Origin of the sequence: Mesorhizobium sp. B2-3-10 (genome assembly GCF_006442275.1) — a bacterium.
Taxonomy (GTDB): domain Bacteria; phylum Pseudomonadota; class Alphaproteobacteria; order Rhizobiales; family Rhizobiaceae; genus Mesorhizobium; species Mesorhizobium australicum.
Genome location: NZ_VFVT01000012.1, coordinates 22,133 through 35,118, shown reverse-complemented (window position 1 = coordinate 35,118; position 12,986 = coordinate 22,133). Strand labels below are relative to the sequence as shown.

The 12,986-nt window shown below is 59.8% G+C and carries 12 protein-coding genes; all 12 read right to left on the bottom strand.

The features are described from left to right. Nucleotides 1–33 precede the first annotated feature (33 nt). The gene (locus FJ943_RS27300; RefSeq protein ID WP_140726540.1) at nucleotides 34–468 is read right to left on the bottom strand and encodes a hypothetical protein; all 435 of its coding nucleotides are present in this window, start codon (nucleotides 466–468) and stop codon (nucleotides 34–36) included. Nucleotides 469–653: 185 nt separating this feature from the next. Then, the gene (locus tag FJ943_RS27295) at nucleotides 654–1,142 is read right to left on the bottom strand and encodes a hypothetical protein (RefSeq protein WP_140726537.1); all 489 of its coding nucleotides are present in this window, start codon (nucleotides 1,140–1,142) and stop codon (nucleotides 654–656) included. 436 nt (nucleotides 1,143–1,578) lie between these two features. After that, entirely contained in the window at nucleotides 1,579–2,718 is a 1,140-nt protein-coding gene (locus FJ943_RS27290; protein WP_140726534.1) for a glycosyltransferase family 4 protein, read from the bottom strand. A 22-nt stretch (nucleotides 2,719–2,740) separates the two neighbouring features. After that, nucleotides 2,741–3,691, bottom strand: coding sequence for a glycosyltransferase family 4 protein (locus FJ943_RS29785; protein ID WP_181174654.1), 951 nt, complete (start codon nucleotides 3,689–3,691; stop codon nucleotides 2,741–2,743). A gap of 176 nt (nucleotides 3,692–3,867) precedes the next feature. Next, nucleotides 3,868–5,202: a lipopolysaccharide biosynthesis protein gene (locus FJ943_RS27280; protein ID WP_281406183.1), complete on the bottom strand. Its 1,335-nt coding sequence runs from the start codon at nucleotides 5,200–5,202 to the stop codon at nucleotides 3,868–3,870. A 4-nt stretch (nucleotides 5,203–5,206) separates the two neighbouring features. Then, the gene (locus FJ943_RS27275) at nucleotides 5,207–6,451 is read right to left on the bottom strand and encodes an oligosaccharide repeat unit polymerase (RefSeq protein WP_140726525.1); all 1,245 of its coding nucleotides are present in this window, start codon (nucleotides 6,449–6,451) and stop codon (nucleotides 5,207–5,209) included. A gap of 129 nt (nucleotides 6,452–6,580) precedes the next feature. Next, nucleotides 6,581–7,393 (bottom strand): class I SAM-dependent methyltransferase, encoded by an 813-nt coding sequence (locus tag FJ943_RS27270; protein ID WP_041163501.1) that lies wholly within the window; start codon nucleotides 7,391–7,393, stop codon nucleotides 6,581–6,583. A gap of 74 nt (nucleotides 7,394–7,467) precedes the next feature. Beyond that, nucleotides 7,468–8,709, bottom strand: coding sequence for a glycosyltransferase (locus tag FJ943_RS27265; protein WP_140726522.1), 1,242 nt, complete (start codon nucleotides 8,707–8,709; stop codon nucleotides 7,468–7,470). After that, nucleotides 8,600–9,769, bottom strand: a complete 1,170-nt coding sequence (locus tag FJ943_RS27260; RefSeq protein WP_140726519.1) for a glycosyltransferase — start codon at nucleotides 9,767–9,769, stop codon at nucleotides 8,600–8,602. Before FJ943_RS27260 ends, FJ943_RS27265 begins: the two co-directional genes overlap by 110 nt. Before the next feature lie 112 nt (nucleotides 9,770–9,881). Continuing rightward, nucleotides 9,882–10,577: a methyltransferase domain-containing protein gene (locus tag FJ943_RS27255; RefSeq protein ID WP_181173065.1), complete on the bottom strand. Its 696-nt coding sequence runs from the start codon at nucleotides 10,575–10,577 to the stop codon at nucleotides 9,882–9,884. Nucleotides 10,578–10,660: 83 nt separating this feature from the next. After that, nucleotides 10,661–11,686, bottom strand: coding sequence for an NAD-dependent epimerase (locus tag FJ943_RS27250; protein WP_140726516.1), 1,026 nt, complete (start codon nucleotides 11,684–11,686; stop codon nucleotides 10,661–10,663). Further along, nucleotides 11,686–12,960, bottom strand: coding sequence for a nucleotide sugar dehydrogenase (locus tag FJ943_RS27245; protein ID WP_140726513.1), 1,275 nt, complete (start codon nucleotides 12,958–12,960; stop codon nucleotides 11,686–11,688). The genes FJ943_RS27250 and FJ943_RS27245 overlap by 1 nt, the downstream gene beginning before the upstream one ends. Nucleotides 12,961–12,986: the final 26 nt, after the last annotated feature.

Sequence of the window (12,986 nt, the reverse complement as noted above, 5' to 3'; positions counted from 1 at the left end):
AAGCTTACGCAGAACAGGAACGCTGGCGACCGACTAGCGGCTGACGGCGTCATCGTCATCCTGCAGGCCGAGAAGAAGGGCCGCGCCACCGCCAATCGCACCGGCACCGAGGAGAACCGGCAAAACGCCGGGCTCGGAACCGGCCGGCACGACAGCGGCTTGCGGTGCATCGAACGACACGCACATACCGCCCTCGGCAGGGTCGATCTGGACGGTCACATTCGCCGGAACGTTGAACGCGCAATTGGTGCCCACAACCAGGGAAGCCGAAGCCTGCGCCCCCGTCATGATGCGTGCGCCCGAATAGACCGGCGCCTCGCCATTCACACCGGTATAACCGCCAGCCTGTGACATCCGCACGTCACCCTGGACGTTGGTCAACTGGCCGATCACACTTCCCGAAACCGGTATGGCCGCAAGGCAGGAACACTGCGCTGCCTGTGCGAAAGCCGCGGACCCGGCAAACAAAACATTTCCCGCTGCGAGCGCTACAAAAGCAATAACAACTCCAACTCGACCCGTCATTTCCGCCCCATCGAAACCAGCTATTCCCCGCCAGGATCGCCCACACTATTTCAACAACTACAGTTAACGAACCCATCTAAAGACACTATCGGCGCGCCGCGGCCAATCACGGCAATGGGCCACAGCCTTCAACGGCTGACAGCGCTGTCGTCGTCCTGCGTAGCCGCAAGCACGCCGGTCGCAAGAAGCGCACCAGAAAAAATTCCCTCGGGCGGACCGAAACCGCCGACCGCTCCGCCAGACTGCTGGATGGCGGCGGTCTGCTCGGAGCCAACCAGCTTGAGGCAGATGTTGCCCTCGACGCGAGAGACATCCAGGCTCGAACTCGCCGGCACATCCAGGTTGCAGCCGCCAACGGCCACGGACGCCGACCCCTTGGCGCCGACCACCACACGACTGCCGGAATCAAGCATATTTCCTGCCTTGGCCGGGCCGTAGCTGGCGGCCTGCGACACCATCACATCGCCATTGACGGAAACAATGGATCCAACCGGATTTGACGCACCATGATAGGCAGTCGCGCAACTGCAAGATGCTTTCTGAGCAAATGCGGAAGCGGAACCGAAACCGACGGAAACAACAAATCCAACCACCACGGTTCTGACGATGAGATTCATTCGTTTTGCCTTCTCTCGAAGCCGCTCCTTGGAACTTGCAAATCAAAAGTTTATGACATCAGCGCGTAACAGTTTTTTGCCACAATTCCAACCTGTTTCGCGCCGGCGCTAGAATTTTGACTTGCCTCGTGCCTTTGGGAGCTCACCATTTTAGCAATAGCGCATGAAAAGTTCTGATTATCGCCGGCGAATTTCAGATTACCCGAAAAACAATTGAGATATCCTTTGCCCCGTGACTGCGCGCGAGCGCTCCTGATCAGACTTGGCGAACGGGAAGGTGGTTCACCATCACCGATGCAGCCACGGCAGCTTGCGCCTGATCGGACAATCGTGGACTGGCAGCGGCTCATGAAGCCCCGGCGATCGGCCGCTAAGACGGAAATAGATCCGGTGTCAGCCGGCTCACGGCCGAGAAGCGGAAGGCGATGGCCGCTCATCACGTGGCGGCAGCCGTAAGCTTCTCTATCTGATGCATGTAGCTCTCGACGACGATCGTTTCCGAAAACTGCCGTTCAACCTTTTTCCGGCTCTCGTTCCCCATCGCGTCCCTGGAGTGGCCGTCCATCGTCACGAAATCGATCATCCGTGCCGACAGGTCGCTGGCATCCCTGACCTTGCAAAGGAAACCGTTGACGGCATGGTCCACCACCTCCTTGCAACCGGGCACGTCCGTGGCGATCAGAGGTTTGCCCATCGCGGCCGCCTCGAGCAGTGAGCGTGGGGTCCCCTCCCTGTAGGAAGGCAGGACGACACAATCGGCAGCGTCCAGGAAAGGGCGAACGTCGTCGGTGGCACCGAGATACTCGACCAAACCCTCGTCGACCCATTGCTCGATTTCGGCGCGGCTGACCGCGGTTCGGTTCTCGACATCGAGAAAGCCAAGGAGTTGGAAGCGCACCGCAGGCGCTTGGCGACGGACGAGGCGGGCAGCCTCGATGAACTCACCTACACCCTTGTCCCATAGCAGCCTGGCCACCAGCAGAAACACGATGGCGCTGGACGGCGCGCGCTGGCGCGGCGATGGCGAGAAGCGCGCGAGATCGACGCCTGAGCCGGGCAACAGCGCGGTCTGTTCCTTGCGCACGATGCGCGCGCCGACGAACAGCATCCGGTCGTCGTCGTTCTGAAAGAAGATCACCTTCGAACGGGCCAGCGCCAGGCGATAAAGGGCTTTGGCGATTCCCTGGAGAAGGCCGCCCTGGAGGAAGACAGTGCCGAGCCCCGAAACATTGTTTATGACCGGAATGCCATTCAGGTTTGCAGCCATCGAGCCAAACACGTTGGGCTTGATGGTGAAGCCTACGAACGCCAGCGGCTTCTCGCGGCGCAGGATAAGCCAGTAGCGCCACAGAAGCGCAAGGTCGCGAAAAGGCGAGGTGCCGGAATTGTCGATTTCGATATCGACGTGGCGGCAACCCATCCGTGGGATCAAGGATGAATACTCGTCCCTCGGCGCGACGACGACGACATCATAGCCACGCCGCCGCAACGCCTCGATCAGGCCTCTGCGGAAATTGACGACGTTCCACGACGTGTTGATCGAGATGACAATCTTCCTTCCTACTTCGGACCCCACTCCCCGCCCCTCCGGATATCCATCAGCCCATCGTCTCGCGCAGCCGCACGGCGTGCGGCCCCAAAGTCTCAAATAGCCGCAAGATCACATCGTCATCGGCCACCGAGGAGATGCGCGTGAAACATGCATCCCTTGCAAGCCGCAGGTCCTCGGGCCCGGCAATAAGCCCGGCAACCGCGCGAGCGATGTCTTGCGGGTCGTCTGGGTCAAAGTCGAACCCGGACCCCGGAGGGAGGTAATGCCTCGTGCCGCTGTCGCGCGACATCAATACGGCACATCCCGCCCAGGCGGCCTCGACGGGAGATACCGCGGCAGGTTCCGTACGCGAGGGCAATATCAAGAGATCATGGCTGGCATAGATCGAGATCATCCTGTCATGAGCTATGTTGTTTTGAAACCGAAGTCTGTCCGCCAGTCCAAGCGCTTGGGCCTCTTGCCGCAAGGCCTCACAAAAAGCCGCGTCGGAATGCGTCGCCTCCTCGCCGCACAATGTTATGGAGAATGGTGTGGACGCCGAGATCACCGCCAGTGCCCTCAGAAGCAAACTGTGCCCCTTTCGCTCCCGGTATTTTGCCACCATCAGGATTCGGGGCGGCGAATGCAACGGCCTGCCTCGCAGCGCTCCGATCCGGATCGGCTCGAAGGGATTTCCGAATGGCAGGGGCATGGCGCCTCCCGCACCGACGGAGCCAGGATTCGACGGGAGCCGTGACGTGAAGTGCGCAATCCCGAGTTGCCGAAAGACAGCTCTGCGGATCCATGTGCCGCTCCATGCCTGAGGCCTGACATCCTCCTGATCGTAGATAACCAGCTTGCGGCCTTGCAAAATCGCACACAACGCGGCGACCCTGCAGAACCATCGCGTCACGCCGCGCACGATCACCACATCGGGATTCTCGACCCGAAGATGTCTCCAGTAGGAAACAAGACCGGGAAAGGAAAAGGGCGAGTTTGGGATATCGCTCGGACCCATGTGCATAACTCTTCGTGACAGCGCCGATGGTGCCACTACATTGGGAGAAACAAGTGTGTAATTCTCCGTTGCCCCTGTTTCGACGACGTCGATTGCAACATGATGCCCGGCCGAGGTCAGTATGCGCACCCAAGGCACAACATTGGTGTGGTATCTTGGTAGGCAAAACAAGTATCTCAAACTGTCAGACCTGGGATATTTTCCGTGATTCGGATCTGCTTTTTCAGCAATAATTGCGAAACCACCATCATTGCCGTGTAGACCAGCGCCGATGCGATCAGACCGGCCCAGGCGATACCCGGAATTCCGATCCACCCCGACAGGACGAACGAAAGCGGCAGGTAGAGGATGAATGCCGACGCCATGATCTTGAGAAGCGGTTTTGTTCCGGCCAGAACCTGGATCAAAGGATTGAAATGCATTCCGGCCAGGCCGAGACACTCGGCCGCGAACAAGATAGCGAAAAGCAGCGAGGCATCGGCATAGGCCGAACCGGCGGCCAGAACCACGATGAATTTTTGCAGCACGACACCGCCCGCCGCCATGCCCGCGGCGACACATGCCGAGACCATCGTGATGCGGGCGTTCAGCCTGTTTAGGCGGGACGGAGATTCTTCGTTGGACAGTCTCGCGAGTTCGGGAAAGATCACCTGGTTCAAGGGCCCAGTCAGCCGGGACATCATCGTCGCCAGACGCGACGCCACGGAATAGGCGCCGGCGGCAACATCTCCTAAAAGACCGGCGACAAGGAACAAGGCTACATGTCGTCTAGCACTCACCAGGGTCGACAGCACACTGGTCCCGGTGGCCATGACAAGGAATGTCCAAAAGAAACGCCGCCTGGAACGGGAACGAAGCGGATTGAATAGTTTGATGTTCTCGCGTCGGGCATAGACAAGCAGCCGGACGAACAGCGCCAGATTGTAGAGCGCACCGATCGCCGCCAACACAGCCACATAGGCGATCAGAGGCGCTTCGATGGCCCAAAGGACGAGCGAGGCAACAACCACGGCAGCCCCCTGGGCGAGTTGATTGCCGGCAATGACGTCGTACCGCCCATTCAGGCGAAGCACGCCTTTGGGGGTGCCCGCGAGGCTGGCCAGCAAGGTGAGACTATAGATCAGCGCCAGAAGCCGATCCTGGTGGGATACGCCGATCGACTCCCCAAACAGCAGGACCCCACCAACCGCCACCGCAGTGGCGACAACGGCCGCCGAAACGTCGAGCGCGATCCCGCATGAAGCTGCCCGGCCAAGGCGCGAGCGGGACCTGGCGGACAGCCTGATGACAGGCTGCCAACTCTCAAACGTAGCGAGGCCGGAGATGAACGTGACATAGGCCTGGATTACGGCGAGGGTGCCAAAATCTCCGGGGCCGAGCGAGCGTGCATTGAGCGCCAACGCGATGACGGAACACAAAGCCGCCACTCCACTTGAGGATGTGGTCATGGTGACGTCCCGAGCGACCCTGCGCGCGCGTATCCATCCAGAAGGTTTGGCTATCGCCGTCATGTCCTCAGCCATGGTCCCGGCGCAGGCCCCGCACTCCCGCTTCCATCGCAGGCGCTTGCGGGAAGCACTTTCGATGGACATACACCAGCCCGAATATGAAAAGCGACACAAGGATGACCCGCTTGGCGGAGATGAACGCGCCGAGCAGTTCCTTGCGCTGGATGTAGAATGTGAGGTGGATGATCGCCACGATCAGACCAGACTTGAGCGTCGCGCTGCGCACGTTGCGGATTATTGCTTCGATGGCGACACAGACCAGGGAAAGAATAATGACGAGCAGCGGAAATCCGGCGTATCCGAAATTTGCATAGAACTCCGCCCAGATATTTGCCGCCACACCGCCACTGTAGCCCGGAAAAAGCAGCGGCTGGACCTGCTCGTTGTAAGTACAGCCATCCTTGCCGAAGACCGCATCCGAAAATGGAATGAAAGAAAGCGGCACCAACCAGAGATTGGAACAAGGCAAGGTGTAGTTATATTTTACGACAAGGTCCAAATGAGCCAATGTCACGAACTGCTCCAACCCGACAAGGGTGGAATCTGACAAATGGTCGAACTTTATTTTTTGGCCGACAAGCTCGAAATTCCCCGCCTTCACCGCGGAGTAGACCGACTTGTACACTGCCAGAAAAAATAATGCTGAAAGCCCGCCAATGACATACCGTTTTCTTATCATCATCAACGGAACATTCCTGTATCTTACATACAGTAAAGATAGGATAGTTATCGCAACTGAGGATCTATGCCCAATATAGAGCGTTAAAATTAGTCCTAGCCAGCTCAGGGCCATAACAAGCTTGGATTTCCTCCATCCAGACAGAGCCCCAAAGACCACGCCGATGATACAAGCATTGTAAAATATATACTGAAACCGACCAGTTGACGATAAAACATCCGCCTTAGACGCGGAGAAAAGTGCCGGGTTCGCAATCGAAATTCCGCCGAAAATAATGATCATCGCGATTATTATCAACGACTCTCCTTGGCTATCTCCCTCAATTTCGAAACTCTGGCGTCTCGGAACGAAGCCAACCATCGCTGCGGCGATGCAAACCATGGAAACGGCGATGGCATACCCCGTGCCCAAATCATATGTAAAATCATACTTCCTTCCGCCAACGTCAACGTACTGAAAGCCGCCGGCAAGAAATGGAACAAAATAAAGTAGGCTCGATATAAGCAAAAGCATTTGCGGCGTAAGCGCAAAGGGTGAAGCCAGGTAATCTCTTCTGACGTCCCGCGCCTTCACCCTATTGCCTAGCTCCCAATATCCTCACGCCCGGCGGCTCACAAATCCGGCTGGTATCTGCGGCCCTCCGAATGCCATCCGAGTGCGGTACGGCGGGCGACATGTCGTGCGGAACGGGCCTGCCGACACCTAGACCTCGGCCATGATTACATGGGCCTGAATTTTGGCGGCGACTTCACCGCTGCCGTGTCGGTCTGCGATGGCGGATGCCGCGTAATCGGTTGCAGCTTCCAGTTTTCCAGCTTCCCTGGCCTCGATTTCGGTGCGAAGAACAGTGCCTTGACAGTAGGCAACGGCCGGAAGGCGTGGCGAGGATGCGCGGCTCTGTTCGGCTCTCGTCTCGATCACCACTCGAGAGAAGCCTGCATCCTCTAGGTCGCGACGGATCAGCACCTTGTCGTGATAGCCGTGCGGCGTGCGTGCCAGGAAGCGCGGGGGATCGTCGGGAAAGATCCGTGCCAGAGCGTTGGTCACGTCATCGGCGAACACATTCTCCTCGATGCGATCCCATACATTGAACAAAAACCGTCCGCCGGGCTTCAGGACCCGCCTGGCTTCGCGATAAGCAGACGTGCGGTTCGGAAAGAACATCGCACCGAACTGACAACAGACAAGATCGAAGGCCGCATCTTCAAATGGCAGCGCCATCGCATCCGCTTGGCGCCACTCGATGCGGCTATCAGGAGTTTGTCGCGAAGCAGCGTAGTCGAGCATCGGCTGGTTTAGGTCGGTCACGACATAGCTTGCGTCGGGCGACAGTCTTGGCGCCAATGCGCGGGTGACGACCCCGGTGCCCGCGGCGATTTCCAGGACCGCGCCGGGCGATAGGGCCGCTGCTCGCCGCGCGATATCCGCAGCGAACGGCTCAAAGATCAAAGGCACCATGTAGCGGTCGTAGTTTTCCGGAATTGAGCCCGCGAACAGCTTGTCGGTTTCCAACATGACAATCCCCACCGTCTGCCTGATGACTCGCAAGCTTAACATATAATTGTCTGTTCCTGGTCGTTTTCCGTGCGCTAGCCCTTGGCAGACAATCTCTCCCATAGCGCGCTGTATGCCCTTGCCATCCGCTCAACTGAAAAATCGGAAGCGACGCGGTTGCGGCATGCCTGCTGTCTTGTCTCCCAGGATGGCGAGTCACGGTTTTCCAGAGCCATGTTTGTAATGGCGCGAGAAAGCGCGTCGGGATCCCGGCTCGGAACAACACATCCGGTGTTGCCGACAATCATGCCGATATCGCCGACATCCGTCGCTACGCAAGGCGTACCGCAGGCCATGGCTTCGGCGACGACGTTAGGGAATGCCTCGCGCCTCGAGGCAAGGACATGGATGTCGAACGCACTCATGAGAGCAGCGACACCGTCGCTCGGACCAAGCAGCATCACCTTGTCGCGAACGCCGTAACGGTCCAGCAGTCCGGCAAGGTCGGTATTTTCAGGAGAGATTCCGGGGCCGGCGAGAATACATTTGAAAGGGAACTCGGCGCGCGCGGACAGCTTGGCCAAGGCAGCGGCGAGATTCCTGTGATCCTTGTCGGGATGCCAGCGGGCGACGCTTCCGATGACGAATTGGCCTTCATCTATCGACCAGGCCCGACGCAGCCGACTGCGCGCCCTCTCATCCGGCTCGAAGACAGCCAGATCATAACCGTTCGGAATTAACGTCCAGTTCGAAGCCGAGTAACCCGCACTCATATGGCGCCGTGACGCCTGTTGCGAACAGCTCACGATCTGGGTCGGGACCACCCGGGATATCAGCGCGCAGGCCCGGTCCGCCATCCGCGTGGCCAAGGGGGCGACAAGCGGATCCAGACCGGAATTGTGCATTCCCCAAACCACCAGCCGGATACCCGCAAGCCGAGACAGGACGCCTCCAACCAGATTTGCGTGGTACATCCAGCACTGGACGATATCAGGCGGATGGGCTGACAAGACACGCCGAAATGCCGCGAGCCCGCCGAGGCTTAGCCTTCCCTTCGGCATCGACAGACAGGTCAGGGGCACCCCCGCCTCCCGAAGCAGCGGGCCATATTTTCCTTCGTCGGAAAGCGAGACCACTGCGTGCGAATGAGTGTGCTCGGCCATGCAGAGACGGAACAAAGCCGCCTCAGCACCGCCATTGTGCAGCCCGGTGATGACATGCAGGACTTTAATCCGGGAGCTCCTTTCGGGTGGCGCTCGCCAGGCCCATACCCATCGCGAGCAGATACGCGTCAGCCACTTTTTCGACACTGAAATCCTGGGCTCGACGTCTGACATCGGGTGGGCTGACGTCATCGAGGCCGGCCAATATCGCGGCCGCGAAGGCTTGCACGTCGCCCACCGCGACAAGCCGCCCCCACTTGCCGTCCTCCAGGATTTCCGCAGGGCCGCTTTCGCAATTTGTGCTCACCACCCTGGCTCCGCAGGCCATGGCTTCGATAATCGTATTGGGAAAGCCCTCCCTTCGCGACGAATGGAGAAACAGCGCGGCGCGGTGCATCCACGGATACGGATTTTTCGAAAAGCCGACCAGGGCGACCGAGGAACGCAACTCGAGTTCATCGATCATCGTCTGCAGCGACGCGCGCAGCGGCCCTTCCCCAACAATCGCCAGTTTGACGGGTCGTTTCCTTACGACCTGTGAAAAGCTGCTAATCAGAGTGGCATGGTCCTTTGCGAAATCAAGGCGACCGACGGCGACCAGCAGGGACCTGCCGTCCTCGTCCGCGAACGGATGATCGATGGGCGCGCTGGCCTGTGCCTGAATGTGTTCTATATCCAACGGGTTGTGGATCACTTCGACAGAATTCGGGTCGAGCCCGATGCGCCTGATCAGATCGTCCGCAACGCCATGTGAGACGGCTATTATCCTGTCAGCATAACCGTATGTCATTCGCATGAGGAACGGCAGAAATCTCTCACGGATCAGTTTCGTATCCGCAAGGGTCCTGGACAGGTTGCTTCTCTCGGATATGACCGTACGCACCCCTTGCCGTGACAGGAAGGACGACACTATTGCCAGGATGTTCGCGTGAGGCAGCGCCGCCAGCATCACCCGCGGCTGCTCCGCCTTGACGTAGCGAATAAGGCCGGACAGGGAAAACAGCATGCGAGACGCCTGCAGATCCACTATCCTTATCGTGTCGGGAACCAGGGGAAGATATTCACCTATCGCACATCCAAGTACGAGATGCGTCACCAGCCCACGCCGATCGAATTCCCGGGCCAGGGTAAGCATCGCGCGCTCGGTGCCACCTGCCCGCAGCGAGGGGATGAAGACGGCGATCCGGGCATCCGGACCGCCCGGCGACTTTATATCTTTCCTCGTTCGCTTCATCCGGTTCGAAGCCCGGTCGCCGCCATACCGCCTCGTTCGGCTCTAGCTCTCCCGTTGGAAAGCAGGCGCAACCGGAAACGGGCCAGGACCGGCGGAGAATATCTTCGACGGATCACTGTTTTCGCCGAAAGACATAGGCATAGGTCTCCGCCGCATCCTTGCCGAGCAAGAGAGCGGCGATGCCAAGCCAGAGGCGCCAGGCGAGGAAAGCCGGCACGAAGGAATAGAAGTATGAACTTCTCCAGAACAGGCGCCGCTGGACAAGCTCCAGCCCATTTTGCGCCGCGATCCTTTCCACTTCGCTTGGCAGGCATTTGTCATAGAAAGCCGGAAATCCGTCATGACCCCTGCCTTTGTCGGGATAGATGGCAAACAGCAGCCGCCGCTTGATCCTCTCTGGCAAAATCAGGTTCAACCTGGCGAAAACGGCATTGCGTGACGGCGAGAAAATGGCAACCAAACCGCCCGGCTTGACGCAACTGGCGATGCCGCGAAGCGCGCCCTCTCCATCGCGAACATGTTCCAGGGTCGCCTGGCATATGACCAGATCAGCGTCCTGCCTTCCCTTGAACACGGTAAGGTCCGCCTCGATCTGCTCGTCATAGAGTCCATCGGGGGCCTTGGACAGTTCCTCGGCAGCGAGATCAAGCCCGACCACGACGAGCCCGAGGCACCGCTTCTGCGGCAGGCTGACGAGCGGTCTTGCGCCTCCACCCAAATCGTAGACCAATGTGTCCGGAGACAGCAGCGCCGGCGCGATTTCGGTCGCAAACGTGCTATTGCCGTCCGCGCGAAGGCGTGGCGGCAAAGCCCTGTCAAGATATTCAGAGACTGCCACGTTCGCGCGTACAAACCCCCTCAGCAACGACACTGCCTCCTTATCGGTTCGCGCTATCCCCGCCCAAAATAATCCTGGTACCACTCGACGAACCGCCCCACCCCCTCGGTGACGGAGGTGCGGGGGCGATAGCCGACCGCCGCCTGCAGCGCCGAAGTGTCGGCGAAGGTGTCGGGCACGTCGCCGGCCTGCAGCGGCAGCAGCTCGATCACCGCCTTGCGGCCGAGCGCGTTTTCCAGCGCCTCGACATAGGCGGTCAGCTTCACCGGATTGTTGTTGCCGATGTTGAAGATGCGCCAGGGCGCGCTGCTGGTCGCCGGATCCGGACGGCCGGAATCCCAGGCCGGGTTGGCTGCGGCGGGGCTGTCGCTGGCACGGATCACGCCCTCGGCGATGTCCTCGACATAGGTGAAGTCGCGCGTGTGGTTGCCGTTGTTGAACAGCTTGATCGGCTCACCGGCCAGGATGCTCCTGGTGAACAGGAACAGCGCCATGTCAGGGCGTCCCCAGGGACCGTACACGGTGAAGAAGCGCAGCCCCGTGGTCGGCAGGCCAAACAGGTGGCTGTAGCTGTGCGCCATCAGTTCGTTGGCACGCTTGGTGGCGGCGTAGAACTGCAGCGGATGGTCGGCCGGCCGATGCTCGGAAAACGGCATGTCGGTGTTGGCACCGTAGACGCTCGAGGTGCTGGCATAGGTCAGGTGCCCGACACGGCTGCCGCGGCAGGCCTCGAGCATGTTGGTGTAGGCGATGATGTTGCTCTCGACATAGGCGCGCGGGTTTTCCAGGCTGTAGCGCACGCCGGCCTGGGCGGCGAGATGGATCACCCGGTCGAACGCATGGTCGGCAAAGCAGCCGTCGACCACGCCCCTGTCGGCGAGATCGCCGTGGATGAAATGATAGCCGGCATTGGTCTTGCGGCTCGCCTCGTCCAGGAGCCGCAGCCGCGCCTGCTTGATTTGCGGGTCGTAGTAATCGTTGATGTTGTCGATGCCGACAACCTCGTCACCGCGCTCCAGGAGCCGCCTGGCGACATGATAGCCTATGAAGCCGGCAGCGCCGGTGACCAATACCTTCATCAGAAGCGCCCGTCCGTAACGTCCCTCGGGAACAGCCCCTTGATGTCGTAGATTACACTGGGGTCCTTGCAAAGCGACTTCAGCCCCGCAACGCCCAAGCTGCGGAACTGCGCGTGTCCGACAGCGACGATGACGCCGTCATAGCGCGCGGCGGGCATCTCCTTCACGCTCGCCGTGCCGAAAGCGCGTGCGCATTCCTGCGCGTCGACCCAAGGGTCCCAGATATCGATGCCGGCATTGTACTGCCTCAGTTGCGCGACGACGTCGACGACCTTGGAATTCCTCAAGTCCGGACAGTTTTCCTTGAAGGCCGCACCCATGACCAGAATCCGGCTGCCAACGACAGGTATGCCCTTGCGCATCATCAGGCGGGCCGTCTGGTCCGCCGCATGCTGGCCCATGCCGTCATTGATGCGGCGCCCGGCAAGAATCACCTCGGGATGATAGCCGAGTTCCTGGGCCTTGTGGGTGAGATAATAAGGATCGACGCCGATGCAGTGCCCGCCGACGAGGCCCGGCGTGAAGCGCAGGAAATTCCATTTGGTGCCGGCCGCCTCCAGCACCTCCGACGTGTCGATGCCCAGCTTGCCGAAGATCAGCGACAGCTCGTTCATCAGGGCGATGTTCAAGTCGCGCTGCGTGTTCTCGATGACCTTGGCGGCCTCGGCCACGGCAATGCTGGAGGCACGATGCGTACCCGCCGGCACGATCGAGGCATAGAGCGCGTCGATGGCCTCCGCCGCCTCTGGCGTGGAACCGCTGGTGACCTTGACGATCGTCTGCAGCCGGTGCTCGCGATCGCCGGGGTTGATGCGCTCTGGACTGTAGCCGAGGAAGAAATCGCCGTTGTAACGCAGCCCGGAATGTTTCTCGATCAGCGGTGCGCAGACTTCCTGCGTGCAGCCGGGATAGACGGTGGATTCAAAGATCACCACCGCGCCCGGGGATATGACCTCGCCGACCGTCGTCGACGCCATGACGAGAGGCTTCAGGTCCGGCCTGTTGGCCCGGTCGATCGGCGTGGGCACGGTAACGATGAAAATTCCGCAGTCGTGCAGATCGGCTTTCTCGCTGGTGAACTTCAGCCCTCTGGCGGCGGCGATTTCCTCCTCGCTGGCTTCTAACGTATGGTCCTCGCCGCGCTTCAGTGCCTCCACGCGCGACGGGTTGATGTCGAAGCCGATCACATCCCTGGTCGCCCCGAAGGCCACAGCCAGCGGCAGACCGACATAGCCAAGTCCGATGACAGCTATTTTCCTTGAGGCGAGATCCATTGCTTCCTGCACGTGCGATCGGATTC